The organism is Streptomyces sp. LS-MS-L19 (assembly GCF_058382285.1).
Window position 1 is genome coordinate 1,458,956 of the sequence record NZ_JBYCLL010000001.1, and the last position, 26,452, is coordinate 1,485,407.

At 70.9% G+C, this 26,452-nt stretch carries 26 protein-coding genes and 1 riboswitch; of the genes, 14 read left to right on the forward strand and 12 right to left on the reverse strand.

Annotated features, from left to right (window positions below; all coding sequences use genetic code 11):
* Positions 1–52 precede the first annotated feature (52 nt).
* The 8 genes from AC2XR2_RS06275 to AC2XR2_RS06310 all read right to left on the reverse strand — a co-directional run bounded on the left by AC2XR2_RS06275 (position 53) and on the right by AC2XR2_RS06310 (position 7,233).
* Positions 53–1,663: an alpha/beta hydrolase gene (locus tag AC2XR2_RS06275; protein ID WP_381301349.1), complete on the reverse strand. Its 1,611-nt coding sequence runs from the start codon at positions 1,661–1,663 to the stop codon at positions 53–55.
* A 129-nt stretch (positions 1,664–1,792) separates the two neighbouring features.
* The gene (locus AC2XR2_RS06280) at positions 1,793–2,569 is read right to left on the reverse strand and encodes an urease accessory protein UreD (RefSeq protein WP_491514533.1); all 777 of its coding nucleotides are present in this window, start codon (positions 2,567–2,569) and stop codon (positions 1,793–1,795) included.
* Positions 2,557–3,234: an urease accessory protein UreG gene (gene ureG / locus AC2XR2_RS06285; protein ID WP_491514534.1), complete on the reverse strand. Its 678-nt coding sequence runs from the start codon at positions 3,232–3,234 to the stop codon at positions 2,557–2,559. The genes AC2XR2_RS06280 and ureG overlap by 13 nt, the downstream gene beginning before the upstream one ends.
* 111 nt (positions 3,235–3,345) lie before the next feature.
* The gene (locus AC2XR2_RS06290; protein ID WP_491514535.1) at positions 3,346–4,020 is read right to left on the reverse strand and encodes an urease accessory protein UreF; all 675 of its coding nucleotides are present in this window, start codon (positions 4,018–4,020) and stop codon (positions 3,346–3,348) included.
* Positions 4,021–4,033: 13 nt separating this feature from the next.
* Positions 4,034–5,755, reverse strand: a complete 1,722-nt coding sequence (locus AC2XR2_RS06295; protein ID WP_330268395.1) for an urease subunit alpha — start codon at positions 5,753–5,755, stop codon at positions 4,034–4,036.
* Complete coding sequence (locus AC2XR2_RS06300) at positions 5,748–6,059, reverse strand: urease subunit beta (RefSeq protein WP_123759297.1); 312 nt, start codon at positions 6,057–6,059, stop codon at positions 5,748–5,750. Before AC2XR2_RS06300 ends, AC2XR2_RS06295 begins: the two co-directional genes overlap by 8 nt.
* 9 nt (positions 6,060–6,068) lie before the next feature.
* A complete protein-coding gene (locus AC2XR2_RS06305; protein WP_351993385.1) occupies positions 6,069–6,371 on the reverse strand; it encodes an urease subunit gamma in 303 nt (100 codons plus the stop codon).
* A gap of 232 nt (positions 6,372–6,603) precedes the next feature.
* Positions 6,604–7,233 (reverse strand): TetR/AcrR family transcriptional regulator, encoded by a 630-nt coding sequence (locus tag AC2XR2_RS06310; protein WP_491514536.1) that lies wholly within the window; start codon positions 7,231–7,233, stop codon positions 6,604–6,606.
* Positions 7,234–7,333: 100 nt separating this feature from the next.
* Here AC2XR2_RS06310 and AC2XR2_RS06315 point away from each other — a divergent pair, with 100 nt between their 5' ends.
* Positions 7,334–8,320, forward strand: a complete 987-nt coding sequence (locus AC2XR2_RS06315; protein WP_491514537.1) for an ABC transporter permease — start codon at positions 7,334–7,336, stop codon at positions 8,318–8,320.
* 63 nt (positions 8,321–8,383) lie between these two features.
* Here the strand turns inward: AC2XR2_RS06315 and AC2XR2_RS06320 are convergent, their stop codons facing one another.
* Positions 8,384–8,662 carry a type II toxin-antitoxin system Phd/YefM family antitoxin gene (locus AC2XR2_RS06320; RefSeq protein ID WP_381301339.1) on the reverse strand — a complete coding sequence of 93 codons (279 nt, stop codon included), beginning with the start codon at positions 8,660–8,662 and terminating at the stop codon, positions 8,384–8,386.
* 70 nt (positions 8,663–8,732) lie between these two features.
* On the opposite strand from AC2XR2_RS06320, the gene AC2XR2_RS06325 reads away from it, so the two are divergent.
* The 3 genes from AC2XR2_RS06325 (at position 8,733) to AC2XR2_RS06335 (ending at position 10,670) form a co-directional block, all read left to right on the forward strand.
* Entirely contained in the window at positions 8,733–9,368 is a 636-nt protein-coding gene (locus AC2XR2_RS06325) for an ATP-dependent Clp protease proteolytic subunit (protein WP_449348651.1), read from the forward strand.
* A 7-nt stretch (positions 9,369–9,375) separates the two neighbouring features.
* A complete protein-coding gene (locus AC2XR2_RS06330) occupies positions 9,376–9,681 on the forward strand; it encodes a hypothetical protein (protein ID WP_330268390.1) in 306 nt (101 codons plus the stop codon).
* 332 nt (positions 9,682–10,013) lie between these two features.
* A riboswitch (cyclic di-AMP (ydaO/yuaA leader) is annotated at positions 10,014–10,193 on the forward strand.
* Positions 10,194–10,196: 3 nt separating this feature from the next.
* Positions 10,197–10,670, forward strand: a complete 474-nt coding sequence (locus tag AC2XR2_RS06335; protein WP_330268389.1) for a C40 family peptidase — start codon at positions 10,197–10,199, stop codon at positions 10,668–10,670.
* 526 nt (positions 10,671–11,196) lie between these two features.
* Here the strand turns inward: AC2XR2_RS06335 and AC2XR2_RS06340 are convergent.
* Entirely contained in the window at positions 11,197–11,655 is a 459-nt protein-coding gene (locus AC2XR2_RS06340) for an ATP-binding protein (RefSeq protein WP_330268388.1), read from the reverse strand.
* 213 nt (positions 11,656–11,868) lie between these two features.
* On the opposite strand from AC2XR2_RS06340, the gene AC2XR2_RS06345 reads away from it, so the two are divergent.
* Both AC2XR2_RS06345 and AC2XR2_RS06350 read left to right on the forward strand, forming a co-directional pair.
* The gene (locus AC2XR2_RS06345) at positions 11,869–12,732 is read left to right on the forward strand and encodes a helix-turn-helix domain-containing protein (protein WP_330268387.1); all 864 of its coding nucleotides are present in this window, start codon (positions 11,869–11,871) and stop codon (positions 12,730–12,732) included.
* 9 nt (positions 12,733–12,741) lie between these two features.
* Positions 12,742–12,963, forward strand: a complete 222-nt coding sequence (locus AC2XR2_RS06350) for a DUF397 domain-containing protein (RefSeq protein ID WP_330268386.1) — start codon at positions 12,742–12,744, stop codon at positions 12,961–12,963.
* A gap of 39 nt (positions 12,964–13,002) precedes the next feature.
* Here AC2XR2_RS06350 and AC2XR2_RS06355 read toward each other — a convergent pair whose 3' ends face one another.
* Positions 13,003–14,130, reverse strand: coding sequence for an 8-amino-7-oxononanoate synthase (locus tag AC2XR2_RS06355; RefSeq protein WP_381307142.1), 1,128 nt, complete (start codon positions 14,128–14,130; stop codon positions 13,003–13,005).
* Positions 14,131–14,278: 148 nt separating this feature from the next.
* Between AC2XR2_RS06355 and bioB the strand changes: the two genes are divergently transcribed.
* The 3 genes from bioB to bioD are packed head-to-tail and all read left to right on the forward strand — an operon-like array spanning position 14,279 to position 17,475.
* Entirely contained in the window at positions 14,279–15,481 is a 1,203-nt protein-coding gene (bioB, locus tag AC2XR2_RS06360; RefSeq protein ID WP_381307140.1) for a biotin synthase BioB, read from the forward strand.
* Positions 15,474–16,757, forward strand: coding sequence for an adenosylmethionine--8-amino-7-oxononanoate transaminase (locus AC2XR2_RS06365; RefSeq protein WP_491514538.1), 1,284 nt, complete (start codon positions 15,474–15,476; stop codon positions 16,755–16,757). The genes bioB and AC2XR2_RS06365 overlap by 8 nt, the downstream gene beginning before the upstream one ends.
* A gap of 1 nt (position 16,758) precedes the next feature.
* Positions 16,759–17,475, forward strand: coding sequence for a dethiobiotin synthase (gene bioD, locus AC2XR2_RS06370; protein ID WP_491514539.1), 717 nt, complete (start codon positions 16,759–16,761; stop codon positions 17,473–17,475).
* A gap of 377 nt (positions 17,476–17,852) precedes the next feature.
* Here the strand turns inward: bioD and AC2XR2_RS06375 are convergent, their stop codons facing one another.
* Positions 17,853–18,890 carry a LacI family DNA-binding transcriptional regulator gene (locus AC2XR2_RS06375; protein WP_381307133.1) on the reverse strand — a complete coding sequence of 346 codons (1,038 nt, stop codon included), beginning with the start codon at positions 18,888–18,890 and terminating at the stop codon, positions 17,853–17,855.
* Positions 18,891–19,359: 469 nt separating this feature from the next.
* Between AC2XR2_RS06375 and AC2XR2_RS06380 the strand changes: the two genes are divergently transcribed.
* The 5 genes from AC2XR2_RS06380 to AC2XR2_RS06400 all read left to right on the forward strand — a co-directional run bounded on the left by AC2XR2_RS06380 (position 19,360) and on the right by AC2XR2_RS06400 (position 26,404).
* Positions 19,360–20,715, forward strand: a complete 1,356-nt coding sequence (locus tag AC2XR2_RS06380) for an ABC transporter substrate-binding protein (RefSeq protein WP_491514540.1) — start codon at positions 19,360–19,362, stop codon at positions 20,713–20,715.
* Between the two features lie 97 nt (positions 20,716–20,812).
* Positions 20,813–21,805: a carbohydrate ABC transporter permease gene (locus tag AC2XR2_RS06385; RefSeq protein ID WP_381307128.1), complete on the forward strand. Its 993-nt coding sequence runs from the start codon at positions 20,813–20,815 to the stop codon at positions 21,803–21,805.
* Positions 21,802–22,704 carry a carbohydrate ABC transporter permease gene (locus AC2XR2_RS06390; protein ID WP_449348605.1) on the forward strand — a complete coding sequence of 301 codons (903 nt, stop codon included), beginning with the start codon at positions 21,802–21,804 and terminating at the stop codon, positions 22,702–22,704. The genes AC2XR2_RS06385 and AC2XR2_RS06390 overlap by 4 nt, the downstream gene beginning before the upstream one ends.
* Before the next feature lie 45 nt (positions 22,705–22,749).
* On the forward strand, positions 22,750–24,255 hold the full coding sequence (gene arfA / locus AC2XR2_RS06395; protein WP_491514541.1) for an arabinosylfuranosidase ArfA: 1,506 nt from the start codon (positions 22,750–22,752) through the stop codon (positions 24,253–24,255).
* 103 nt (positions 24,256–24,358) lie between these two features.
* Positions 24,359–26,404: an RICIN domain-containing protein gene (locus AC2XR2_RS06400; protein WP_491514542.1), complete on the forward strand. Its 2,046-nt coding sequence runs from the start codon at positions 24,359–24,361 to the stop codon at positions 26,402–26,404.
* The last annotated feature ends 48 nt before the right edge of the window (positions 26,405–26,452 follow it).

Consider the following 26,452-nt stretch of genomic DNA (forward strand, 5'->3'; position numbering starts at 1 on the left):
GGGCGGCCCGTGGCGCGGGCCGCCCCTCCTTCTTCGTCCTGCCGCCGGAGGCTTACGGCTTCGGCGTGGCGTGCGGGGCGCAGGTCACGTCGGTCTTGTCCAGCTTGCCGGTGAGCAGGTAGGTGTCCACCCGCGTGTTGATGCAGGGGTTGACCAGACCGGTCACGCCGTGGGAGCCCGCGTCCTTCTCGGTGATCAGGCGGGAGCCCTTGAAGCGCTGGTGCAGTTCGACGCCGCCCTCGTACGGGGTGGCCGCGTCACGCTCGGACTGCACGATCAGCACGCCGGGCAGGCCCTTGCCCGTGTGCACCTGGACCGGGGTCTGCTGCTTGACCGGCCAGGTGGCGCAGGGCAGGTTCAGCCAGGCGTTGGCCCAGGTCATGAACGGGTAGTTCTTGTTGAGCGCGGTGTTGTCGCGGTCCCACTTCTTCCAGCTGGTGGGCCACTTGGCGTCGGTGCACTCGACGGCGGTGTAGACGGCGTTGCCGTTCTCCGAGGAGATGTTGCCCGCGGTGTCCGAGAGGTCCGGGGCGGCCGCGTCGACCAGCGCCTGGGTGTCGCCGGCGAAGTACTTGCTGAACACCGTCGCGACCGGCACCCACGAGGAGTCGTAGTACGGGGCGCTCTGGAAGAAGCCGATGAGCTCGGCCGGGCCGACGACCCCGCCGATGGGGTTCTTCTTGGCGGTGGCGCGCAGTTCGAGCCACTTCGCCTGGACGGCGGCGCGGGTGGTGCCGAGGTGGAAGGCGGCGTCGTTGGCGGCGACCCAGTCCTCCCAGTCCTTCCAGCGGCCCTCGAAGGCGATGTCCTGGTCGAGGTTGGCCTCGTACCAGATCTTCTGCCGGGAGGGGTTGACGACGCTGTCGACGACCATGCGGCGCACGTGGTTCGGGTACATCGTGCCGTAGACGGCGCCGATGTAGGTGCCGTAGGAGACGCCCAGGTAGTTGAGCTTCTTCTCGCCGAGCGCGGCACGGATGACGTCCAGGTCACGCACGGTGTTGGGCGTGGTCATCTGCTGGAGCACCGCCTTGCCGGTGCGCTCGGCACAGCCGTCGGCGTACTCACGGGCCAGCTTGCGCTGGGCCAGCTTGTCGGCCTCGGAGTCCGGGACCGGGTCGGCCTTGGGCGCCTTCACGAACTCCTGCGGGTCCATGCAGGAGATGGGCGCGGAGTGGCCGACGCCGCGCGGGTCGAAGCCCACGAAGTCGTACGCCTTGGCCGCGTTGGCCCAGATCGGGTTCTTGTTGACGACACGGAGCGGGAAGCGCATGCCCGAGCCGCCGGGTCCGCCCGGGTTGTAGACGAGGGCGCCCTGGCGCTCCGCCTGGGTGCCGGTGTTGCCGATGCGGTCGACGGCGATCTTGATCTGCTTGCCGTTGGGCTTGGCGTAGTCCAGCGGCACGCTGACCCAACCGCACTGGACCGGCTTCGCGATCCCCCAGTCGGCCGGGCAGTCCGCCCAGTCGATACCGGCCTTCGCGGCGCGGGCGGCGGCGATCTGGGCGCCGACGGCCTCACGGTCCTGGCCGTGCCGGCCGCTGTCGTGCGTGTTGGCGCCGGACGCGGGTGCCGCGACGGCACCGGATATGAGTGTGGCCGTGATGAGCATCCCGGCCGAACCGAGTGCGGTCGTCCGCCACTTCGGTCTCGTCTCCCTCAAGAGGGGTCCCTCCCCGTACGTCGTTTCGAATCGTACGGGGATCCTCCTGGCTATGGAGACCCTGTGAACAGGGGGGTGCGGCTCTTCTTTGCCAATCCGATAAACGGATGGGGTGGTTCGCTGGGCGGACTAGCCACTCAGGGCGGTCAGCGCCTGGTCCAGCACCCGGCGCAGCCGCAGGGCGTCCGGGGCGACGGCGGTCACGAGTGCTGCGGGTCCGGCGAGCGGGACGAGCACAGCATGGTCGGCGAGCCTGCGCGACTGCACCGGGTGCGTGGCGAACTCCGGGCGGGCGAGCAGGAGTTGGCCGACGGCCCGGTGTCCCGCGAGCACGGCGGGTCCGTCCCAGCCGCCCGGAGCGCCCGGGCCGCAGGTGAGTTCCTGGTCCAGCACGGTCCGGTCGGCGACGCGCAGGACGAGCCGGCTGCACAGCCGCCCGGGTTCCTCCCCCACCCGCCCGAGGACCTGTTCCTCGCGCAGCACCAGCCGACCGGTCCGCGCGAGGTCGATCCGCGTGGTGACGTACAGGTCGCTGCCGCCCGCGGAGATCAACTGCTCGGGCAGCCAGTGCAGTTCGGCGCCCTCGGCGACGGCGAGCCGTACGTCGTAGTGCGCCTCGCCCTTGGTCTGTCCCGGCAGCGCGATGGTGGCGGCGGCCGAGCCGACGTGCAGCCGGGCGCCCTCCTGGACCTCGGCCGCCACGCTGAAGTGGTCGCCGCCGAGGGGGCCGCTCATGGCGCCGACCAGCATGACCCGGGCCTCGGCACCGCTGCTCCGGGTGCGCCGCAGGGCGAGCGGTCCGTCGCTCTCCAGCACGGGCAGGGCGGTGCCGCCGCGCCCGTCGTCCCGGGCGACCAGCCGCGCGGCGGCCCGCACCCCCGTCACGGCCGTGGTCACGCGGTCCACGCGGCGAGCTGCGACCGCACCCAGTCGGCGACGTCCTTGACGCCGGCCTCGCTGCGCAGCGACTGGAAGACGACCGGGAGTTCGGCGCGCTGGGCCTTGGCGTCGGCGGCCATCCGCGCGAGGTCGGAGCCGACGTACGGGGCCAGGTCGGTCTTGTTGACGATGAGCAGGTCGGCGGTGGTGACGCCGGGGCCGCCCTTCCTCGGGATGTCGTCCCCGCCGGCCACGTCGATGACGAAGATCTGGGCGTCGACCAGGCCCCTGGAGAAGGTGGCGGTGAGGTTGTCGCCGCCGCTCTCGACGAGGATCAGGTCCAGGGGGCCGACCTCGTCCTCCAGGTCCTCGACGGCTTCCAGGTTGGCGGAGATGTCGTCGCGGATCGCGGTGTGGGGGCAGGCGCCGGTCTCGACGGCGGTGATGCGCTCGGGAGGGAGGACGGCTTCCCTGAGGAGGAACTCGGCGTCCTCGCGGGTGTAGATGTCGTTGGTGACGACGGCGAGGGACAGTTCGTCGCGCAGGGCGCGGCAGAGGGCGGCGACGGTAGCGGTCTTGCCGGAGCCGACGGGGCCGCCGAGGCCGATGCGGAGGGCTCTGCGGGTGCCGTCTGTGTGGTGGGCGTCGGCGCTCAGGGCTGCGGGGCCGTCGTGGGAGTGATCGAGGTGCATGTGCGGCTCCTGTAGGGGGTTTCGAAGGTTCGTGGCCGGGTGCGGGTTCGTGGGGGCTGGTCGCGCAGTTCCCCGCGCCCCTCAATGCAGGTGGGTTCGCTCAGACCCCTCCTAAGAGGCGAACAGGCGTACTGGCCAGGCCGCATGCAGCTCTGCTCCGATTTCCAGCAACGGTGCCGAGGCCGCGGGCAACGCGTCGGATCCCTGGTCGACGGCGCTACGCGCGGCTTCCACCGCTCGGTCCGCCACGCCGTCCAACTCCGGTGCCAGCCTTGCCAGTACGGCCGTCGCGTCGAAGGGGTCCAGGCTCAGGAGTCTGACCGTCGCCGAGGCCGGGCCGCTCACGCTCTCGTACGTCGCGCAGTACGCGGCATCCAGGGGGGCGAGGCCGGCAGCGCGGGCGGCCAGGCCCAGCACCACCGGTTGGTGGGCTCCCTTGGGGAAGTCCCTTGCCAGTGCGTCGAGTTCGGGCGAGGGCCAGGTCGCCCTGGCCGCTCTCATCAGCTGTCGGCCCAGCTTGCGGGCGGCCGCCCGCAGCGCGGGAGACGGCGTGCGGGCGTCCGCCGCCGCGTCCAACTCCCCTGGGCTCACGCCGAGTACGGCCGCCGCGGCGAGGGCCGCCGACACGAGCCCGACCGTGTGCAGCCGCCCCCGGCAGAAGGACTCCAGGCTCGCCGCGTCCGTGATCCGTCCTGCCTTGACCGCCTCCTCCGCCCCGCCGGAGTGCGCGTGCCCCCCGGCGGGAAAGCGGCCGTCGGCCAGGACCAGAAGTGCGGCCCGTGACATCACAACCCCGCCATCAGAAGAGGAAGTAACGCTGGGCCATGGGCAGTTCGGCCGCCGGGGTGGCCTCCACGAGTTCGCCGTCGATGTGCACGGCGAAGCTGTCGGGGTCGACCCGGACATCGGGGCGGGCATCGTTCTCGCGCATGTCGGCCTTGGTGACCCCGCGCGTCGACTCGATCGCCACGAACCGCTTGCCGAGCTGGAGCCGCTCCGGCAGCCCGTCCTCGAGGGCGAGCGGTGCCACGAAGTTGAAGGAGTTCGAGGCGGGAGCCCGGCCGATCGCCCCGTACATCGGCCGGGGCAGGATCGGCTGCGGGGTGGGGATGGACGCGTTGGCGTCGCCCATCTGCGCGTAGGCGATCTGGCCGCCCTTGATCACCAGATGGGGCTTGACGCCGAAGAACGCCGGCTCCCACAGGACCAGGTCGGCCAGCTTGCCCGTCTCGACCGACCCGATCTCGTGCGCGAGACCCTGGGCGACGGCGGGGTTGATCGTGTACTTGGCGACATAGCGCCGTACGCGATGGTTGTCCGCGCGGCCGTCGCCCGGCAGGGCGCCCCGGCGGCGCTTCATGACGTGCGCGGTCTGCCAGGTCCGCATGACGACCTCGCCGACGCGGCCCATGGCCTGGGCGTCGGAGGAGATGATCGAGATCGCGCCCAGGTCGTGGAGGATGTCCTCGGCGCCGATGGTCGTCGGGCGGATGCGGGACTCGGCGAAGGCGAGGTCCTCCGGGACCGCCGCGTTCAGGTGGTGGCAGACCATCAGCATGTCGAGGTGTTCCTCGGCGGTGTTGACGGTGAAGGGCCGGGTCGGGTTGGTCGAGCTGGGCAGCACGTGCGGCTGGGAGACCACGGTCATGATGTCCGGCGCGTGCCCGCCGCCCGCACCCTCGGTGTGGTAGGCGTGGATGCCCCGCCCGCCGATCGCGGCGAGCGTGTCGCCCACGAAACCGGCCTCGTTGAGGGTGTCGGTGTGGATGGCGACCTGGATGCCGGTGCGGTCGGCGACGGTCAGCGAGGCGTCGATGACGGCCGGGGTCGAACCCCAGTCCTCGTGCAGCTTCAGGCCGAGGGCGCCGCCGCGGATCTGGGACAGCATCGCCTCGTGCGAGACGGTGTTGCCCTTGCCGAGGAAGCCGATGTTGAGCGGGTACTGCTCCATCGCCTCCAGCATCCGGGCGAGGTGCCAGGGGCCGGGCGTGACGGTGGTGGCCTTGGAGCCCTCGGCGGGGCCGGTGCCGCCGCCGACCAGGGTGGTGACGCCCGCGGACAGCGCCTCGTCGGCGATCTGCGGGCAGATGAAGTGGACGTGCGCGTCGATGGCGCCGGCGGTCAAGATCCGGCCGTTGCCCGCGATGACCTCGGTCTCGGGGCCGATCACCAGGTCCGGGTGGACCCCGTCCATGGTGTCGGGGTTGCCCGCCTTGCCGATGCCGGTGATACGGCCGTCGCGGATGCCGATGTCGGCCTTGACGACACCCCAGTGGTCGACGACGACCGCGCCCGTGATGACGGTGTCCGGGGTGCCCTCCGCGCGGGTGGCCCGCGACTGGCCCATGGACTCGCGGATGACCTTTCCGCCGCCGAACACGGCCTCGTCACCGGCGAGTCCCGGACCGCCGGAACGATCCTCCTCGACCTCGATCAGCAGGTCGGTGTCGGCGAGCCGGATGCGGTCGCCGGTGGTGGGGCCGAACAGGTCGGCGTAGGCGGCACGAGAGATCTCAGGCATCGAGGGCACCTCCGGTCTCCCCGCGCAGCCCCGGCACCACACGGGCGCCGGCGAGCGGGACGAGTTCCACGTCGACCGGGATGCCGGGCTCGAAGCGCACGGCGGTGCCGGCGGCGATGTTCAGCCGCTTGCCGCGCGCCGCGGCGCGGTCGAACTCCAGGCCGGGGTTGGTCTCGGCGAAGTGGTAGTGGGAGCCGACCTGGACGGGCCGGTCGGCGGCGTTGAGGACGGTCAGACGGGTGACCTCGCGGCCCTCGTTGTAGGCAATCGGGCCGTCGGCGAAGAGGATCTCTCCGGGGATCATCGGGGCCCCTCAGACGATCGGGTCGTGGACGGTGACGAGCTTGGTGCCGTCCGGGAAGGTGGCCTCGACCTGCACGTCGTGGATCATCTCGGGGATACCCTCCATGACGTCGTCGCGGGTCAGCAACGTCCGCCCGGAGGACATGAGTTCGGCGACGGTACGGCCGTCACGGGCGCCTTCGAGGATGTGCGAGGTGATGAGCGCGACCGCCTCGGGGTGGTTGAGCCTCAGCCCCCGGGCCCGGCGCTTCTCGGCGACGTCGGCCGCCACATGGATCAGCAGCCTCTCTTGCTCGTGCGGGGTCAGTTGCACGTCCCACCTCACAGTCCTCGCTCCGGACCGTGCGGGGTCCGGTTGCCTCAGCCCCGGGGCAAAGTCCCTGGTGGCGTGGACCGCAGGCTAGTTGGATCCGGTTTCAGGCAAGTTAACCGAGCTGTGATCCATCAGCGCGTGTCGGCGTAGCCCCCCGCATGCTCGTCGCGCGTGTCGGCGTAGCCCCTCGCATGCTCGTCGGCGCGCGTGGGCGTCGCCTCCCGCATGCTCGTCAGCGCGTGTCGGCGTCGCCCCCCATGCTCATCAACGCCCGTAGACCCGCCGCCAGCTCGTCGGCGGACGTCGGCCCGAACAACGCCTGCTGCGCGAGGAAGCCCATCGCGGCCGCCATCATGGTGCGGGCCACGTGCTCAGGGGGGACGTCCGAGCGCATCATCCCGGCGTCCTGGTACTCCCCGACGATCCGCGCCCAGGCCCCGCGCACCGCGCCGTAGCCCTCCCGCAGGACGGCCGAGAGCTCCTCGTTGCGGATCGTCTCCGCCCACACCTGGACGACCAGGCCGGGGAAGGCGGGCCGGCCGTCCACCGTCAGGGATTCCTTGGCGGCGAGGACGCGGCCGAGCACCGACGCGACGAGGACGTCCGGCGAGGGGGGCGGGGTGGCGCGGGCCGCCTCCTCGAAGCCGTCGCGGACCTGACCGAGCACCTCGCCGACGATGGCGGCGATCAGCTCCTCCTTGCCGCTGAAGTAGCGGTAGACGGCCCCCGCCGAGAGGTCCACCTCCTTGAGGACGTCCTGCATGGACGTGGCGTGGAAGCCGTTGCGGGCGAAACAGAGCGCGGCGCCGTCGAGGATCTGACGGCGGCGGGCGTCGAGGTGTGCCTGGGATACGCGGGCCATGCCCACAAAGTAAAACGAACATTCCTTCTTGACAAGCGACGGCGACCGCGGGACGGTGGTGACGAACTTAAAACGAACGATCCTTCTTTTTGGAGTCCCCATGTCCACCCGCCGCCTGCTCGCGGTCGTCGTCCTCGTGCCACTCCTCGCCGCCCTGGCGCTGTGGGCCTTCGCCTGGCCCGCCGCCCGCACCGCACCCCGTGAGCTGCCCCTGGGCGTGGCGGGGCCGGCCGCCGCGACCGCCCAGGTGGAGAAGGAGCTCCAGCGGCACGAGGGCGCCTTCGAGCTCCACCGCTACGCCGACGAGGCCGCCGCCCGGTCCGCCATCGAGGACCGGGACGTGTTCGGCGCGGTCGTCGTCACCCCGCAGGGCCCCGAGCTGCTCACCGCGTCGGCCGCGAGCCCGGTCGTGGCCCAGCTCCTCCAGCAGGCGGTGGCCCAGCAGGCCGCCGCGAGCGGCGCGGAGGTGAGGACCGTGGACGTCGTCGCCACTCCCGCGTCCGACCCGAGGGGCGCGGCGCTGAGCTCGTCGGTACTGCCGCTGGCGCTGGCCGGCATCATCGCGGGCGCGGTCGTGACCCTGCTCGGACTGCGGGGGCTGCGCGCGGTGACCGCACTGGTCGTCAGCGCGGCGCTGGTCGGCGTCATCGCGGCCGCGCTGGCGCACAGCTGGCTCGGCGCCCTCACCGGCAACTGGTGGGCGGAGGCGGGCGCGCTCGGCCTGGCGACGCTGGCGGTGAGCTCGGCGGTCGCGGGACTCGCGGCTCTGGTGGGCCCGGCGGGGATCGGTGCCGTCGCGTTCCTGGTGATGTTCCTGGGCAACCCGTTCTCGGGGGCGGCCACGGCCCCACAGCTGCTGCCGGACCCGGTCGGCACGATCGGTCAGTGGCTGCCGCCGGGCGCGAGCGCGACCCTGCTGCGCTCGGTGTCGTTCTTCGACGGCGCGGCGGCGACCGGGCCCGCGCTGACCCTCACCTGGTGGGCGGCGCTCGGTCTGGGTGCCGTCGTCCTGGGGGACGCGCTGAAGAAGCGGACGAAGACCACCACGCCCGCCTCCGCCGAGCCCGCCCTCACTCCGGTCGGCTGACCGGACCCCCACCACCGAACCCCGGCCCCGCGGCCGGGGTTCACGCGTGACCGCGACGCCTCCCTACGACGGCCCGGTCCCCCGGTGATGGGCCGCGATCCCGAACCGCTGGTGTTCGCGAGGAGCGGACGCGACCTCCCGCACGGTGGAGACCGCGCTGACCACCTGGTCCTCGACGGGTTCCCGGAGCTCCTCCAGCCGTTCGAGGTCGGCGGCGGAGACCAGGGCGACCAGCGGCTTTCCGTGCCGTGTCACGACGACGCGCTCACCGCCGTACACCACCCGGTTGATCAGGTCGGCGAGCTCAGCCCTGGCTTGCGTCACCGGAATCTCGTAGGCCATACCCCCATCATAACGTCACGTACGTCCTGTACATTTTTTACAGACAGCCTGCCGCGAGGAGGGGTACGCCATGACCCGACCGACCGCCCGTCACGTGTTGCCCGAGTTCCATGAGCGCACGAGCTCCGGGCACACGACGACGGATCCGTACTCGAAGCTGCTGGAGGAGCGGATCGTCTTCCTCGGGACGCCGGTCGACGACATCTCGGCGAACGATCTGATGGCGCAGTTCATGTACCTCGAGTACCAGGCCCCGGACCGGGACATCTCGCTCTACATCAACTCCCCCGGCGGCTCGTTCAGCGCGATGTCGGCGATCTACGACACCATGCAGTACGTCAGTTGCGACGTGGCGACGACCTGCCTCGGCCAGGCCGGCTCCTCCGCGGCGGTGCTGCTGGCGGCCGGCACGCCGGGCAAGCGCTCCGTGCTCCCGGGCGCGCGGGTCGTGATCCACCAGCCCGCCCTGACCGAGCCGGTGCAGGGGCAGGCCAGTGATCTGGCCATCCAGGCCGACGAGTTGATCCGGGTCCGGGCCCGCCTGGAGGAGCTGCTCGTGCGGCACACCGGGCGCGACCCCGAGCAGGTGAGCGCGGACATCGAGCGGGACAGGATCCTCGACGCGCAGGGCGCCCTGGACTACGGCCTCGCGGACGCGATCGTCCCGAGCCGCAAGTCCTCGCGCACCACGCCGGGCGCGAGGTGAGCCGTAGATGATCCCGGACCTGCCACCGCTGCCCGCGCTCACGCGTGCCGAGGGCGAGCTGATCGACCGTTATCTCGACGTCGTCGACCTGCTGGGCCGGATCAACCCGGCGCGGCACGAGGACACCTACGGCGGACTGCGCGCGGCGCAGGCGCTGGTGAGCAGGGCGGCCGAGCTGCGTGACGCCCTGGTCGTGATGCACGCCCGGGGTGAGCGCGAGCTGCACACCGCGACGCTGGCCCGGGCCCTGCGGGTGCTGGACGGGGAGCGGCGCACGGCCCGGGTCACCGTGCCGCCCGCCGACGACAGTTGACGAGGCGTCCGCGGCTGAGCTGAAACGGGCCGAACGACGTACCCCCTATTGGAGGAGGCGCGGCTCCTTTTTCGCGACCGTCAGGGTCGCGCAACGCGTGTGACACGAGAGCGGAATGAGGAGTTTCTGTGCTGGTCGGAGGCTCCTCGGGCGCTCGACACCCCTGCGTTCGAAGGGGTGTTCACCCAAACGGGTGAGTGGTGAGTAACAACACAAATCCACGGTTCCGTTGGGTTTTTCGCACTTCCGTGCGCCAAGATCCCTGTCTGACGACAAGACCCCGCCGCAGCGGCGGGGCGATCCGGGCGGACGCCGAGTCCTGCCGCCGCCTGGATGACCGGTCGACAGAAGTGGATCGGCAGGAGTGGAGGACCCAAGCACGACGGGTCGCCGGGACGGTCACGCCATGACCGGGCCGAGCAGCCCTTGGGGTGAAGCCGCGTCAGCGGCCGGGCAACTTCGCCAGCCCGAATCCGACAGGTCATCCTTCACAGGCGGCTGACGAAGGGTTGCGCATGACTGCGCTCAATCGTGTCCCGTCGCTGATGGTCCGGGCCGGTACGGTCTCGGCGTTCGCCATGGCCGCTGTGGGCGGCTCCGTCGTGGTTCCGGGCGTCGCAGCCGACGCCGCCGCCGCGACGCCGGCGACGAAGGCGCTTCAGGTCGCGGCGTCCAAGAAGGGATCGCCGTACAAGTACGGCGCCACGGGGCCACGCCGCTTCGACTGCTCAGGGCTCACGCTGTACTCGTTCAAGAAGGCGGGCAAGAAGCTCCCGCGGACGGCGGCCCAGCAGTACAACAAGACCCGCCACATCGGCGCCGGTAGCCGCAAGGCCGGTGACCTGGTGTTCTTCCACTCGGGCTCGAACGTCTACCACGTCGGCATCTACGCCGGGAAGGGAAAGATCTGGCACGCCCCCAAGACCGGGGACGTGGTGCGACTGCAGAAGATCTGGACGAAGAGCGTCTGGTACGGCCGGGTCAAGTGACGCCCCGAGGGGCCGGCGGCAACCTGACCTGCCGCCGGCCCCTCGGGTCTCCCGGAGGCTGGGCCGGCGGCAGCACACCGAGAGCCGTGAGCGCGCCTCCGGTGCCGCCGGTCCACGAAGTACGACCACGATCAGCGCGGCTTTGGGGTTGAGCGCATTGGCGACGACCCCCCGCCGCAGCGGGCGCGCGACTGCGCCGACGCCGACGACGGCCCCCGGACGCGTCTCCAGAACACCGCCAGGGTGGCGCCGCCCCCAGGTACAACACACAGCGCCCGGAACAGCCCCTGAAAGGCCGTGAGCACCTCCGCGCCCCGGCCACCGCGAGCGCGGTGTGCAGCAGTAGTCCGGCCACGAGGCCCAGCGCCGGGTGAAGGCGAGCAGCTGCGCATCCATGCGCCCTGAGTTCGCCAGTTCGTCGTACGAACTCGGTCGTTCATCGGGCCGGGAGGCGGCGGCCGCCACGGACGCCTACCGATGCCTCCTGCCGGGCCCCGGGCGTCGCGCTCGGTCCCCGTCGTGGGTTCTACGGCTCCTGCTGGCCCGCCGCCGGGACCGGCTGGGCCGGGACCGTCCACGGGAGTTCGATGGAGACGGTCTTGCCGCCCTCCCGTGTGGGCCTGACTCTCAGTTTTCCGCCGCACTCCGCGGTGAGCCAGCGGATGATCACCATCCCGCGTCCGTTGTCCTGCTGGACCGCGGCCGGAAGGCGCTTGGGGAAGCGGGGGTGGCTGTCGGTCACCCCGATGCGCAGTTGTTCGTCACGGTCCAGCTCGATGTCCACCGTGAAGGTGGGTGACTGACCGAAGGTGTGCTGTACGGCGTTGGTGGCGAGTTCGGAGACGATGAGCCGGACGGTCTCGGCGGTGTCCGTGGACGAGGGCAGCCCCCACTCTGCGAGTGTGCTCAGGACGTAGGTGCGGGCCGCGGAGACCGAGGCGGGTTCGCTCGGCAGAGTGACGGATGCTTCCAGGTGATCTGCCATGGCGACGTCGTCCCTTTCCCACGGGACCGGAGTCCGACACGGTGCGGATGGTTCGAGTACGGTCCCGGACTGGTGGTTCTTCGCCAGAGTGCCATTACCGAGGCGGCGACGGGTGCCGATCCACCAAGATATGCATATATCTGTCGCTCGAAGCGGTGAACTCTGCGACGCGAGACCGTATTTGGGCGGCTCGTAGGGAGTAAGGAGTAGCGCATGCAGCACGGTCCCGCGGTGCGCCGTCGAAAGCTGGGCGCCGAACTGCGTGCGCTGCGCGCGAGTGCGGGCCTCACCAGCGGTGAGGCGGCCCGGCTCGTGGGCTGGCACCAGTCGAAGGTGAGCCGGATCGAGACGGGTGCCAGCGGGGTGAAACCGGCCGATGTGCGGTTACTCCTCGACGCCTTCGGCGTGACGGACGCGGATCTGCGGGAGCTGTTGCTGGTATTGGCGGGTTCCGACGAGGGCGGCGGCGGCCGGCACCACTGGTGGCACGCCTATCGTGGCGTACTCCCGCCGACCTACCGGGACTTCATCAGTCTGGAGTCCCAGGCGAGCGCGATGCGCACCCTGGAGACCTCGGTGGTGCCCGGGCTGCTCCAGACGCCCGAGTACGCCCGCGCGGTGACCCGGGCCGCGGTGGACGGGCTCGACGACGAGCGGCTCGACGCGCTGGTCGAGGTGCGGCTGGCCCGTCAGGACGTCCTGCGCGCCGAGCGGCCACTGGAGTTGAGCGCCGTCCTGGACGAGGCGGTGCTGCGCCGGGAGGTCGGCGGCCCCGAGGTGATGACCCGGCAGCTGCGCAGACTCCTCGAGGCGGCCCGGCTGCCACAAGTGCGCCTGCAGGTACTGCCGTTCACGGCCGGGGCGCATGTGGGTATCACCGGCCCTTTCGTAATCTTCTCATTTTCGAGCACTTCTGATCTGGACGTGGTTGTTCTCGACCACTTGACGAGTAGCCTCTACCTCGAACGGAAAGAAGACCTGGAGGCCTACACCGAGGCCTTCAACACCCTTCAGGGCCACGCCCTTTCGCCCGAGGACTCGTTGGATTACATCGCCGGATTAGGTGACGGCGCGTAAGGAGGCACCATGTCTGCACTGCCTCGGCACGTTCCTTCCAGTACCGAACTGTGTGAAGTGCGGTGGCTGCGCAGCAGTTACAGCACCGGAGCGAACAACTGCGTCGAGACGGCGAGGCCGTCGGCCGGGCCCTGGGCCGGGCTGCTCGCCGTACGCGACTCCAAGGACCCGGACGGACCCGCGCTGCTCTTCTCCCCCGAGAGCTGGGCGGGCTTCACAGCCGCGTTCTGACCGTCGGTCCACCCAGGCGCACGGCCGTGTCACGCCGACTCATGGTCGTGTCTCGCCGATCACCCGTACAGCGCGTTCGATCTGCTCCTCGGAGAGGTCCGCGCGGGCGGTCAGCCTGAGCCGTGAGATGCCGTCGGGCACGGACGGGGGCCGGAAACAGCCCACGAAGAGCCCGGCGGCCCGGCAGTCGGCCGCCCACTGCACGGCCTCCTCCGGGGAGGGCGCGCGCACCGAGACCACCGCGGCGTCCGGACGTACCGCTTCCAGACCCGCGGCGGTCAGACGTGCGTGCAGTCCGGTCGCCACCTCACGCGCGCGTGCGGCCCGCTCGGGCTCACGGCCGAGCAGGCGCAGTGCCGCGAGGGCGGCTCCCGCCGCCGCGGGGGCCAGACCGGTGTCGAAGATGAACGTCCGTGCCGCGTTGACCAGGTGCTCGATCACCCGTGCGGGGCCGAGCACGGCACCGCCCTGGCTGCCGAGCGACTTGGACAGCGTGACCGTGACGACCACGTCGTCGGCGCCCGCGAGCCCCGCCGCGTGCGGGGCCCCGCGGCCGCCGGCGCCGAGCACGCCCAGGCCGTGCGCGTCGTCGACGACCAGGCCCGCGCCGTACTCCCGGCAGGCCGCGGCGAGACCGGCCAGCGGTGCCGCGTCCCCGTCGACGGAGAACACGGTGTCGGACACGGCGACCGCGGGCCCGTCATGCGTACCGAGCGCCTTGCGGACGGCCTGCGGGTCGGCGTGCGCGACGACCTGGGTCGTCCCGCGGGCCAGCCGGCAGCCGTCGATGAGGGAGGCGTGGTTGCCCGCGTCGGAGACGATCAGCGAGCCGTGCGGCGCGAGCGCGGTGACGGCGGCGAGGTTGGCCGCGTAACCGGAGGAGAAGACGAGCGCCGCCTCGAAGCCGCAGAAGTCGGCGAGCTCGCGCTCGAGTTCGGTGTGCAGCTCGGTGGTGCCGGTGACGAGCCGCGACCCGGTGGCGCCGCCGCCCCAGGTCCGGACGGCCGCCTCCGCTCCCGCCACGACCTCGGGGTGGCGGGCCAGGCCCAGGTAGTCGTTGCTCGCGAGATCGAGCAGCGGCGAGTCGGCCGGCCGGGGCCGCAGGGTCCGTACGAGTCCGGCCCGCCGGCGCGCGGCCGCCTGCTCGTCGATCCAGCCGAACGCCATGGGTCCTCCGGTGCTTTTGTAGACAACGGACAGACCCTAGCGGCAGCAAACGCTACCCACGGTGTGGCAATACCCACACGTCAAAGCGGGTGAGTTGTTCGGTCCCTACCTTGGCCGAAGGCGGGTCCGTAGGACAGGATCGGCTCTCATGGACCTGCTGAACACGCTGGTGGACAAGGGGCTTCGGCGCGAGCTGCCGACCCGCGAGGAGGCGCTGGCCGTACTGGCCACGTCCGACGACGAGCTGCTCGATGTGGTGGCCGCGGCCGGGAAGGTGCGCCGGCACTGGTTCGGGCGGCGGGTGAAACTCAACTATCTCGTCAACCTGAAGTCCGGGCTGTGCCCCGAGGACTGCTCGTACTGCTCCCAGCGGCTCGGCTCGTCGACCGGCATCCTCAAGTACACCTGGCTCAAGCCCGAGCAGGCCTCCCAGGCCGCGGCGGCCGGTCTCGCCGGTGGCGCCAAGCGGGTCTGTCTGGTGGCCTCCGGGCGCGGGCCGACCGACCGGGACGTGGACCGGGTGGCGGGCACCATCAAGGCGATCAAGGAGCAGAACGAGGGCGTGGAGGTGTGCGCCTGCCTCGGTCTGCTCTCCGACGGCCAGGCCGAGCGGCTGCGCGAGGCGGGCGCGGACGCCTACAACCACAACCTCAACACGTCCGAGTCGACCTACGGCGACATCACGACCACCCACACCTACGCCGACCGGGTGGACACCGTGAACAAGGCCCACGCGGCCGGCCTGTCCGCCTGCTCGGGTCTGATCGCCGGCATGGGCGAGTCCGACGAGGATCTCGTCGACGTCGTCTACTCGCTGCGCGAGCTGGACCCCGACTCGGTGCCGGTCAACTTCCTGATCCCGGTCGAGGGCACCCCGCTGGCCAAGGAGTGGAACCTCACCCCGCAGCGCTGCCTGCGCATCCTGGCGATGGTCCGGTTCGTCTGCCCGGACGTGGAGGTCCGCATCGCCGGCGGCCGCGAGGTCCACCTGCGCACCATGCAGCCCCTCGCCCTGCACCTCGCCAACTCGATCTTCCTCGGCGACTACCTCACCACGGAGGGCCAGGCCGGCAAGGCCGACCTGGAGATGATCGCCGACGCCGGGTTCGAGGTGGAGGGCGCGGGCGAGGTGACGCTGCCGGAGCACCGGGTGACGACCGGGGGCGGCTGCGGGTCGCACGAGGGCGGTGGCTGCGGCTCGGAGGCGGCCGAGAGCGCCGGGTGCGGGTCGCACGCGGGCGGCGGCGTCTGCGGTACGGCAGCCTCGGCGCCGGCGGTGAGCGAGCCCCGTACCGACCTGGTGGCCGTACGCCGTCGAGGCGCCGGAACGGATCTCGCGCCCAATGCCTGATCTGCCCGGCCTGCCGGTGACGGAGCTGCTGGCGCTCGACCGGCGGCACGTGTGGCATCCGTACGGTCCGATGCCCGGCCGGGTCGACCCGCTCGTCGTGGAGTCGGCGAGCGGGGTGCGGTTGCGCACCTCCTCCGGTGACCTCGTGGACGGCATGTCGTCCTGGTGGTCGGCGATCCACGGCTACAACCACCCGGTGCTGAACGAGGCCGCGCGCGAGCAGCTCGGGCGGATGAGCCATGTGATGTTCGGCGGACTCACCCACGAGCCCGCCGTACGGTTGTCAAAGCTCCTTGTCGACATGTCTCCCGAGGGCCTGGAGCATGTGTTCCTCGCCGACTCGGGGTCGGTGTCGGTCGAGGTCGCGGTGAAGATGTGCCTCCAGTACTGGCGCTCGCTGGGCCGTCCCGGCAAGCGGCGGCTGCTGACCTGGCGGGGCGGCTACCACGGCGACACCTGGCAGCCCATGTCGGTGTGCGACCCCGAGGGCGGGATGCACGAACTGTGGTCCGGGGTGCTGCCCCGCCAGGTGTTCGTGGACGCGCCCCCGGCCGCGTACGAGGAGTCGTACGCCGACCAGCTGCGTGCGGCGATCGAGCGGCACGCGGACGAACTGGCCGCGGTGATCGTGGAGCCGGTGGTGCAGGGCGCGGGCGGGATGCGGTTCCACTCCCCCGCGTATCTGCGGGTGCTCCGCGAGGCGTGCGACGCGCACGACGTGCTGCTGGTGTTCGACGAGATCGCGACCGGGTTCGGGCGCACGGGCGCGCTGTTCGCGGCGGAGCACGCGGCGGTGACGCCGGACGTGATGTGCGTGGGCAAGGCACTGACCGGCGGCTACCTGACGATGGCGGCCACCCTGTGCACGCCCCGGGTGGCCGACGGGATCTCGCGGGGCGAGGTCCCGGTGCTCGCGCATGGTCCGACCTTCATGGGCAACCCGCTGGCCGCGTCGGTGGCCTGCGCCTCGATCGGGCTGCTGCTCGGGCAGGACTGGCTCGCGGAGGTCAAGCGGATCGAGGCGGGACTGCGGGACGGGCTGGCCCCCGCGCGTGAGCTCCCAGGGGTGAAGGACGTACGGGTGCTCGGCGCGATCGGGGTCGTGCAGCTGGACCACGAGGTCGACATGAGGGCCGCGACGGAGGCCGCCGTACGCGAGGGCGTGTGGCTGCGGCCGTTCCGCGACCTCGTCTACACCATGCCGCCGTACGTCACCGGCGACGAGGACGTGGCACGGATCGCGCGCGCGGTGCGCGCCGCGGCGAAGGAGGGATGACATGCCGGTCCTGGTGATCACGGGCACGGGCACGGAGGTCGGCAAGACGGTGACCACGGCCGCCGTCGCCGCGGCGGCGCTCGCGGCGGGGCGGACGGTCGCCGTCCTGAAGGCCGCGCAGACCGGTGTACGGCCGGACGAGCCGGGGGACGCCGAGGAGGTGGCCCGGCTCGCGGGTGCCGTGACGAAGGGTGAACTGGCCCGTTTTCCCGAGCCGTTGGCCCCGGCGACGGCCGCGCGCCGGGCCGCACTCGAGCCGGTGCACCCTGACGGCGTCGCCGAGGCCGCCGCCAAGCTGGCCACCGAGCACGACCTGGTGCTGGTGGAGGGGGCGGGCGGGCTGCTCGTGCGCTTCGACGAGGAGGGCGGGACGCTGGCCGACGCGGCCCAGCTGCTGCGGGCGCCGGTCCTGGTCGTGGCGTCGGCCGGGCTGGGCACCCTGAACACCACGGAGCTGACGGCCCGTGAACTGCGCCGCCGTGAGCTGGACTTGGCGGGTGTGGTGATCGGCAGCTGGCCCGACTCCCCCGATCTCGCCTCGCGTTGCAATGTCGCGGACCTCCCGGACGTGGCCGGGGCCCCACTGCTGGGCGCACTGCCGGCCGGGGCGGGCCGACTCGCACCGGCCGACTTCCGTACCACGGCCCCGAGTTGGCTGGCACCACGACTGGACGGGACCTGGGACGCGGCGGAGTTCGGCGCACGCGAGGCACCGTAAGGAGCCTGGCCGTCTGCGATGGGCCCCGTCCCACCGACCCGACCGGATGGCCGCGTCCCGCAGGCGTGGTCCCTCCGCGCGGGTCGGGCGTCGGGCGGACGGCGGCCTCACACCCGGTGGCGCCCTCGGCGACCGTACAGGCGCCCACCGACTGCCGACCGGGATCGTTCGGCGCGGTCGGCCACGTCACGGAAGGCCGCGTCTCGCTTCCCGCGACCAGCCTCTGTGGCGATCGGACCTGCGTACGGCCGCCACGGCGGGACGTCGTCCTTGAGAGCTGCGTGCTGGTCGAACCCGCCGTCGGCCGCCCGTCGAAGTCACCGTCCCGCCGCGACGGCGAGGAAGGCGTCGACGCGGGACATGTCGGCGCGGCCGGGTCACCCGTCGGCCGCGTGCCGGCTGCCCATGGTGCTGGCCCTCGGGATGAGTCGGTGCGGGGCCCGGATTTCCATGCCGGGGACAGGGGTTGAGCTGCCGATGCGCTTGAGGAGTCGCTCCACCGCCGTCTCGGCGATCATTTTCTTGTCCGGCGAGATGGTGGTGACCGGCGGATTCGAGTACCGGCCGTCCTCGATGTCGTCGTAGCCGACCACGGCGACGTCCTCGGGGACGCGCAGCCCGCGGGCGGCCAGCGTGTGCAGGGCGCCCAGGGCCACCAGGTCGCTGTAGCAGAAGACCGCGTCGGGCGGCTCCTCCAGGTCGAGCAGGTGGGCCATGGCGCTCGCGCCGTCGGAGCGGTTGAAGCGAGGGGTGGAGATGATCAGTTCCTCGCGGACCGGGATCCCGGCCCGCTCATGCGCCAACCGGTAGCCCTGCGTGCGCAGTTGGGCGGCCTCGCCGGTGCGGTAGGGCTGATCGCCGATCGCGGCGACGCGGCGCCGGCCGAGATCGAGCAGATGCTCGGTGGCCTCCCGGGAGGCGGTGACGTCGTCGATGCCGATGTGGTCGAAGCCCCCGTCGCTCACCCGCTCTCCGAGCACGACCAGCGGCAGGTTCGCGTCGCGCTCGCCGAGGTCGGACTGGGCCAGCCCCAGCGGGCTGAAGATGACGCCGTCGAACAGCAGCTGCTGGGAGCCACGGGTGAGGAACAGCTTCTCGTGCTCCGCGTCCCCGTCGGTCTGGTCGATCAGCACGTTGTAGCCCCGCACCCGGGCCGCCCGGATGATGCCCTGGGCCAGCTCGGCGAAGTAGGGCGTGTCCAGGTACGGCACCACGACGGCGATCTGGCCGGACCGGCCGGAGGCGAGATTGCGGGCCAGGACGTTGGGCTGGTAGCCGAGCTCGTCGACGGCCTTCTGCACCCGGGCGCGCATGGCCTCGGAGACCGGTGCGTAGCCGTTGACGACATTGGAGACCGTCCGGCTGGAGACGCCGGCGAGCGCCGCGACGTCGCGGAGTGTGACGCCATTTGCCATATGCCACCTTCGTCCCGGATGTCGTTTGCAGCGCTGAAAGTTTCCTCCGAGTTACCTCTTGCAGCGCGGCAAGTTCTCGGTTAACACTTTTGCAGCGCTGCAGAGCGTAGCAGAAGGGGGCCTGATCCAGCCGGGTCGGGAACCCAGGGATCGTGACGTCACCGCGTCGCGGACCGGACCGTAGGAGCCGCAGTGGGAACAGCCACTCAGGAGCCGGGAGCCGCACCGGCCATGACAGGGCTCGACTCTTTACTCACGGTGGTCTGACAGCGCCCGTGCGCTGACCAGCCGTCTCTCACCTTCACCGACGTCACCCGCACCCACCCCTCCCGCGCCGGCCGACGTCCGCCCCCTCACCGGTGCCGCGGTGCCGCACGCCCTCGGCCCACCTCACCGGACCCCCGTGTCCGGCGTAGCTCCGCCTTGCCACCCTCGCCTGCCCTCGGGCACCACATCCAGGAGATTGCACATGTCCTCCACCAGAAGGCCCACGTCCCGTTCCGTCCGGCGCACCGCGGTCGCGGCGACCTCCGCCGCCCTCGCCGGCGTGCTCCTCGCGGCCTGCGGGTCGGGCGGCGACAGCGGCAGCGGCACCACGGGCAGCGGCCCGGTGCACATCAAGGTGTGGGCCTGGTACCCCCAGTTCAAGCAGGTCGTGGCCGAGTTCAACAAGACCCACAAGGACGTCCAGGTCGACTGGGTGCAGGCGGGCGTCGGCCAGGACGAGTACACCAAGCTGAAGACCGCGCTCAAGGCGGGCCAGGGCGCCCCCGACGTCGTCATGCTGGAGTTCCAGGAGCTGCCCACCATCCAGCTCACCAAGGGCCTGCTCGACATGGGCAAGTACGGCGCCAACGACGACAAGGGCAACTACGTCGACTGGGCGTGGAAGCAGGCCTCCGACGGCGACCACGTCTACGCGATCCCGGTCGACGGCGGCCCGATGGCGATGATGTACCGCGCCGACCTCTTCAAAAAGTACAACCTGAAGGTCCCGACGACCTGGGCGGAGTACAAGGAGGAGGCCGCCAAGCTGCACAAGGCGGACCCCAACGCGTACATGACCGACTTCGGCAGCGACGAGACCGCGGCCGGCTGGCGCCAGGGCCTGACCTGGCAGGCGGGCTCCCGTCCCTACACCTACTCGGCGAGCAAGCTGCCGGACATCGGGGTCAAGCTCAACGACGACAACGCCAAGAAGGTGTACGAGTACTGGGGCGACCTGGTCAAGAACAAGCTGGTCGACACCCAGTCGTACGCCACCACGGACTTCTACAACGGCCTCAGCAGCGGCAAGTACGCCACCTACATCGCGGCCGGCTGGGGTCCGGGCTACCTCTCCAGCGTCGCCGCGAAGACCTCCGGCAAGTGGCGGGTGGCCCCGCTGCCGCAGTGGACGGCGGGCGGCAACGCCCAGGGCGACTGGGGCGGTTCGAGCTTCTCGGTGACCTCGCAGACCAAGCACCCCAAGGAGGCCACCGAGGTCGCCCGGGAGCTGTTCGGCACCTCCCAGGCCGCCTGGAAGATCGGCATCGACCAGGCCTACCTGTTCCCGCTGGTCAACCCGATCCTCAACGGGGCGTACTTCCAGGACAAGAAGTACGACTTCTTCGGCGGCCAGCAGATCAACAAGGTGTTCGTGCCCGCGGCGAACGGCATCGGGACCTTCGACTGGAGCCCGTTCCAGGACTTCGCCTACAACACCGACACCAGTGAGGTGGGCAAGGCCCTCCAGGGCCAGACCGACTGGTCGTCCGTCAACGACAACGTCCAGGACCAGGTGACCTCCTACGCGAGCAAGCAGGGATTCAAGGTCAGCGAGTAACCGACCCGAAGTCCCCGCCCCCCCCACTGCCCCCGCCGGCGGCCGCGCGTCGCACCGCCCGCCGGCGGGGGCTCCGCAAGACGCGCAAGGAGATGTGATGAGCCTGCTCCGACAGCAGGGGCCCGCGCCGGCCGTGACCCCGAGTACCGTCCCCGCCGAGGGAGTCGGCACTCCGGCCACCGGCAGGGGCCGCCGCCGGACCGGACGCCAGTCCGCCCACACCCGCCACCAGGCCATGGGCCTGCTGCTGGTCACCCCGTTCGGCCTGCTCTTCGCGGCCTTCCTGGTGGCCCCGCTGGCGTACGCCTTCTGGCTGAGCCTCAGGACCTCCACCCTGGTCGGCGGTGACCACTTCAGCTGGTTCGCCAACTACCAGCAGACCTTCACCGACCCGCACTTCCTGGCCGGTGTGCGCCGCGTGGTGGTCTTCGGCCTGGTGCAGGTGCCGATCATGCTGGGGCTCGCGCTGCTCGGCGCCCTCATCATCGACGAGGTCTCCAGCAAGCTCGCCAAGGTCTTCCGGATGACGCTGTTCATGCCGTACGCCGTCCCCGCGGTGATCGGCGCCCTGATGTGGGGCTTCCTGTACAGCCCCACCTTCGGCCCGGTGAACTCCCTCAGCCACGCCCTGGGCACGGGGAAGATCGACCTGCTCGGCCACAGCCTGATGCTGACCTCCCTCGGCAACATCGTGACGTGGCAGTGGACCGGCTACAACATGATCGTCCTGTACGCCGCCCTCCAGGGCCTGCCCCGCGAGGTGTACGAGGCCGCGAAGCTCGACGGCGCGGGACAGATCCAGACGGCCCTGCGCATCAAGGTCCCGATGATCTCCTCGGCCATGGTGCTCACGCTGATGTTCACCATCATCGGCACCCTGCAGTTCTTCACCGAGCCGCGCGTGCTTGAGCCGACGGCGTCCTCCGTGATCACCCCGGACTACACGCCCAACCTCTACGCCTACAACCTCGCCTTCCAGTACTCGGAGTTCAACTACTCCGCCGCCATCTCCTTCTCCCTGGGAGCGGTGGTCTTCATCGGCTCCTACCTCTTCCTGTTCGCCACGCGCAAAAGGAGCGGACTGAAGTGACCACCGCCGCTGTCCCCGCCCCCGCCGTCGCCGCCCCTGCGCCCCGCCGTACGTCCTCCACGCGAGGCCGCGTCACCGTCAACGCGGTGATGGTGGCGATGATCCTGTACTTCCTGATGCCGTTCTGGTGGCTGGTCGTCGCCGCCACCAAGGACAACGACGCCCTGTTCTCCACGGCCGCCCTGTGGTTCCACTCGCCGGGCGCCTTCTTCACCAACCTCCAGCAGCTGTTCACCTACAACGACGGTGAATACCTGCGCTGGATGGGCAACACCGCGATCTACGCGGGCGTCAGCGGCGTCGGCGCCACCGCCGTGGCCACCTTCGCCGGGTACGCCTTCGCCAAGTACCGCTTCCCCGGCCGCAACCTGCTCTTCTCCAGCCTGCTCGGCGCCATCATGGTCCCGGCGACCGCGCTGGCCATCCCCACCTATCTGCTGCTGAGCAAGGTGGCGCTGACCAACACCATGTGGGCGGTCATCCTGCCCTCGCTGCTCAACCCGTTCGGCGTCTACCTGGTCCGGGTGTACGTGCAGGAGTCGCTGCCCGACGAGCTGCTGGAGGCGGCCCGGGTCGACGGCGCCGGCGAGCTGCGGGTGCTGTTCAACGTGGCGCTGCCGACGCTGAAGCCGGCCCTCGTGACCGTGCTGCTGTTCTCCATGGTCGGCACCTGGAACAACTTCTTCCTGCCGCTGGTGATGCTGAACAACGACAAGCTGTTCCCGCTGACCGTCGGCCTCCAGTCCTGGTACCAGGGCGCGCTGATCCAGTCCGGCGCCAACGCCCTGTTCACCCTCGTCATCGCGGGTTCCCTCGTGGCGATCCTCCCGCTGATCGTCGCCTTCCTCCTCCTCCAGCGGTACTGGCGCGGCGGGTTGACCGTCGGAAGCCTCAAGTAGCCCCCGCCCCCCTCTTCTTCCCGCGCACCTCCCGGAGCGACCTCCATGCTGCACGCCTCCCTGACCGTCGACCCCGCCTTCCGCGTCGCCGACGTGAGCCCCCGGACCTTCGGCTCGTTCGTCGAGCACATGGGCCGCTGCGTCTACACCGGCATCTACGAGCCCGGCCATCCCCTTGCGGACGAGGACGGCCTGCGCCGTGACGTCCTGGACCTGGTGCGCGAGCTGGGGGTGACCGCCGTGCGCTATCCCGGCGGCAACTTCGTCTCCGGCTTCCGCTGGGAGGACAGCGTCGGCCCGGTCGCCGACCGCCCCACCCGCCTGGACCTCGCCTGGCACAGCACCGAGACCAACGCGTTCGGTCTGCACGAGTTCCAGCGCTGGGCCGATAAGGCCGGCGTCGAACCGATGATGGCCGTCAACCTCGGCACCCGGGGCGTGGCCGAGGCCCTGGACCTGCTGGAGTACTGCAACCACCCGGGCGGCACCACCTGGTCGGACCAACGGATCAAGAACGGCGCCACCGACCCCTTCGGCATCCGCATGTGGTGCCTGGGCAACGAGATGGACGGCCCCTGGCAGACCGGCCACAAGACGGCCCAGGAGTACGGCCGGATCGCCGCCGAGACCGCCCGGGCCATGCGGATGATCGACCCCAGGCTGGAACTGGTGGCGTGCGGCAGCTCCAGCTCCTCGATGCCGACCTTCGGCGCCTGGGAGGCCACCGTCCTGGAGGAGGCGTACGACCAGGTCGACTACATCTCCTGCCACGCCTACTACGAGGAGCTCGACGGCGACCTCGGCAGCTTCCTGGCCTCCGGCGTCGACATGGACCACTTCGTCGAGTCGGTGGTCGCCACCGCCGACCACATCCGGGCCAAGCTGGGCCGGAAGAAGCGGATCAACCTCTCCTTCGACGAGTGGAACGTCTGGTACAACACCCGTTTCGAGGCGCAGGACAAGCCCACCGACTGGGCCGTGGCGCCCCGGGTGATCGAGGACGAGTACAACGTCGCCGACGCCGTCGTGGTCGGCGGACTGCTGATCAGTCTGCTGCGCAACAGCGACCGGGTCACCGCCGCCTGCCTCGCCCAGCTCGTCAACGTCATCGCGCCCATCCGCAGCGAGCCCGGCGGCCCGAGCTGGCGGCAGACCACCTTCCACCCCTTCGCCCAGGCCGCCCGGCACGCCCGCGGCACGGTCCTGCGGGTGGAGCCGGTCGCGCCGACCTATGAGACGAAGCGTTTCGGCGAGGTCTCCGTCGTGGACGCCGTGGCCACCCACGACGGCGACGAGCTCACCGTCTTCGCGATCAACCGGCACCAGAGCGACAACGTCGAACTCGCCCTGGACCTGCGGGCGTTCACCGGTTACGTCCCGGTGGAGCACGCCGTGCTGAGCGACCCCGACGTGCGCGCCGTCAACACCCAGGACGACCCCGACCGGGTCCGCCCGTACACCGCCGACACCGGTTCGGTCACCGACGGACGGCTCACCGTGAGCCTGCCGCCCGTCTCCTGGAACGTCGTCCGGCTGCGCCGCGCCGGCTGACACTCCCCCTCAGACACCCGCCGTTCCCGTCTCCCCCCGATTTCCCGGGAGCGGCGGGCCCCCGCACCACCCCCTCTTCCCGGACATCCCTTGGGAGCCGCCCATGTCCACCATCAGGGAAGGCGCCGGACACCGCGCCGCACCCCGCATCCAGGCGATCACCGTGCTGCTGGCCCTGCTCGCAGCCGCCGTCGCCCTCGTCCTGCCCTCCTCCGGCCCGGCGCACGCGATCTCGCGCGCCTCGCAGACCATGTACACCCCGCCGTCGGGCGCTCCCTCGCCCGGCTCGCTCTACCCGCGCGCCATCCGCCTCCAGAACAGCGGATCGTCCAACGGCACGCTGCTCGCCACGTTCGAGCAGTACAGCTCGGGCACCCCCGTCTTCCCGATCTACCGCAGCACGGACAACGGCAACAGCTGGAGCCAGATCTCCAGCATCAGCGACACCCACAACGGCTTCGGCAACCGCTACCAGCCGTTCCTCTACGAACTGCCCACCGCCATAGGCAACTTCCCGGCCGGCACGATCCTCGCCGCCGGCAACTCCATCCCGAACGACCTCTCCACGACCGAACTGGACCTGTACGCCAGCACCGACCACGGCGTCAGCTGGTCGTACGTCAGCACCATCGCGCAGGGCGGCGAGGCCGACCCCACCAACGGCAAGACCCCGGTGTGGGAGCCGTTCCTGATGGTGTCCGGCTCGAAGCTGATCGTGTACTACTCCGACCAGCGTGACCCGAGCTACGGCCAGAAGATCGTCCACCAGACCTCCACGGACGGCCTGACCTGGGGCTCCGTGGTCAACGACGTCGCCACCTCGACGTACGGCGACCGCCCGGGCATGCCCGTCGTCGCCAAGCTGCCCAACGGCAACTACGTGATGACGTACGAGTTCTGGGGTGCCCCCGAGGGCGGCTTCGCCGTCTACTACAAGATCTCCTCCAACCCGGAGGCGTTCGGCTCCGCCACCGGTATCGCCCTCAAGGCGACCGACGGCACCCAGCCCAAGAGCTCCCCGTACATCACCTGGCTGCCGACCGGCGGCGCCAACGGCACCCTCGTGGTCAGCGCCAACAGCAGCGACGACCTGTTCCTGAACACGCAGAACGGCGCCGCGAACACCTGGACGCGGATCGCCTCCACCGTCCCCGGCGGCTACAGCCGCGGCCTGCTCCCGCTGGCCGACGGCCACAGCCTGCTGGTCCTCAGCGGCGGCCACCTCACCAGCACCGGCCTGAACCCGATCACCTACGGGACGATCGACCTGGGCGGCGGTGTCTCGGACGGCGCCACCTACACGATGTCCAACGCCAACAGCCACCTGATGCTGACCATCGCGGGCGGCTCCACCACCAACGGCGTGAACGCGACCCAGCAGAACGCCGACAACGCCACCGACCAGCAGTGGAAGTTCGTCCAGCAGACCTCCGGCTACTTCAAGATCTTCAACGTCGCCAGCGGCAAGGTCCTGGGCGTGACCAACCAGTCCACCGCCAACGGCGCCAAGGTCGTCCAGTGGGACGACAACGGCACCCTGGACCACGAGTGGGCGATCGCCCCGAACCCGGCGGGCGGCTTCACCGCCACCAACCGGATCAGCGGCAAGTACCTGGAGATCCCCAGCGCCTCCACCACCGTCGGCACCGCCGCCGGACAGTGGGCCGACACCGGCTGCGCCTGCCAGCGCTGGAACCTCACCCAGACCGCGCTGCCCACGCTGTCCACCGGCCAGTACCGCCTCGTCAACAAGAACAGCGGCAAGTTCCTGGAGATCCCCGGCGCCTCCACCGCGACGGGCAAGCAGGCGGGCCAGTGGGTGAACACCGCCAACAACTGCCAGCTGTGGACCTTCCAGGCCCAGAGCGGCGGGGCGTGGACCGTGAAGAACGTCAACAGCGGTCTGTACCTCGACAGCAACGGCTCGACCTCGGCCGGGGCGGCCGTCGTCCAGAACGCCTCGTCCACCGCGAGTTCCCAGAAGTGGACGCTCACGAGCGCGGGCGGCGGCTACTACAAGCTCGTCAACTCCGGCAGCGGCCTGGTGGCGGACGTCGCCTCGGCCTCCACCGCCAACGGCGCGCTGATCGTCCAGTCGGCGGACAACGGCGCCGACGACGAGCTGTGGCAGGTCGTCCGGGTCAACTGATCCACCCAGGGGGCCCGGTTCCGGCCGGGCCCCCGCTCTTCTGCCCAA

Excerpts from the sequence above, each read along its gene's own strand:
- AC2XR2_RS06350 (WP_330268386.1), top strand. The coding sequence starts at position 12,742 with ATGTCTGCACTGCCTCGGCACGTTCCTTCCAGTACCGAACTGTGTGAA.
- AC2XR2_RS06290 (WP_491514535.1), bottom strand. The coding sequence starts at position 4,020 with ATGTCACGGGCCGCACTTCTGGTCCTGGCCGACGGCCGCTTTCCCGCC.
- arfA (WP_491514541.1), top strand. The coding sequence starts at position 22,750 with ATGCTGCACGCCTCCCTGACCGTCGACCCCGCCTTCCGCGTCGCCGAC.
- AC2XR2_RS06385 (WP_381307128.1), top strand. The coding sequence starts at position 20,813 with ATGAGCCTGCTCCGACAGCAGGGGCCCGCGCCGGCCGTGACCCCGAGT.
- AC2XR2_RS06335 (WP_330268389.1), top strand. The coding sequence starts at position 10,197 with ATGACTGCGCTCAATCGTGTCCCGTCGCTGATGGTCCGGGCCGGTACG.
- AC2XR2_RS06310 (WP_491514536.1), bottom strand. The coding sequence starts at position 7,233 with ATGGCCCGCGTATCCCAGGCACACCTCGACGCCCGCCGCCGTCAGATC.
- AC2XR2_RS06365 (WP_491514538.1), top strand. The coding sequence starts at position 15,474 with ATGCCTGATCTGCCCGGCCTGCCGGTGACGGAGCTGCTGGCGCTCGAC.
- AC2XR2_RS06320 (WP_381301339.1), bottom strand. The coding sequence starts at position 8,662 with ATGGCCTACGAGATTCCGGTGACGCAAGCCAGGGCTGAGCTCGCCGAC.
- AC2XR2_RS06340 (WP_330268388.1), bottom strand. The coding sequence starts at position 11,655 with ATGGCAGATCACCTGGAAGCATCCGTCACTCTGCCGAGCGAACCCGCC.
- AC2XR2_RS06375 (WP_381307133.1), bottom strand. The coding sequence starts at position 18,890 with ATGGCAAATGGCGTCACACTCCGCGACGTCGCGGCGCTCGCCGGCGTC.
- bioB (WP_381307140.1), top strand. The coding sequence starts at position 14,279 with ATGGACCTGCTGAACACGCTGGTGGACAAGGGGCTTCGGCGCGAGCTG.
- AC2XR2_RS06295 (WP_330268395.1), bottom strand. The coding sequence starts at position 5,755 with ATGCCTGAGATCTCTCGTGCCGCCTACGCCGACCTGTTCGGCCCCACC.
- AC2XR2_RS06330 (WP_330268390.1), top strand. The coding sequence starts at position 9,376 with ATGATCCCGGACCTGCCACCGCTGCCCGCGCTCACGCGTGCCGAGGGC.
- bioD (WP_491514539.1), top strand. The coding sequence starts at position 16,759 with ATGCCGGTCCTGGTGATCACGGGCACGGGCACGGAGGTCGGCAAGACG.
- AC2XR2_RS06300 (WP_123759297.1), bottom strand. The coding sequence starts at position 6,059 with ATGATCCCCGGAGAGATCCTCTTCGCCGACGGCCCGATTGCCTACAAC.
- AC2XR2_RS06345 (WP_330268387.1), top strand. The coding sequence starts at position 11,869 with ATGCAGCACGGTCCCGCGGTGCGCCGTCGAAAGCTGGGCGCCGAACTG.
- AC2XR2_RS06325 (WP_449348651.1), top strand. The coding sequence starts at position 8,733 with ATGACCCGACCGACCGCCCGTCACGTGTTGCCCGAGTTCCATGAGCGC.
- AC2XR2_RS06400 (WP_491514542.1), top strand. The coding sequence starts at position 24,359 with ATGTCCACCATCAGGGAAGGCGCCGGACACCGCGCCGCACCCCGCATC.
- AC2XR2_RS06315 (WP_491514537.1), top strand. The coding sequence starts at position 7,334 with ATGTCCACCCGCCGCCTGCTCGCGGTCGTCGTCCTCGTGCCACTCCTC.
- ureG (WP_491514534.1), bottom strand. The coding sequence starts at position 3,234 with ATGCACCTCGATCACTCCCACGACGGCCCCGCAGCCCTGAGCGCCGAC.
- AC2XR2_RS06355 (WP_381307142.1), bottom strand. The coding sequence starts at position 14,130 with ATGGCGTTCGGCTGGATCGACGAGCAGGCGGCCGCGCGCCGGCGGGCC.
- AC2XR2_RS06380 (WP_491514540.1), top strand. The coding sequence starts at position 19,360 with ATGTCCTCCACCAGAAGGCCCACGTCCCGTTCCGTCCGGCGCACCGCG.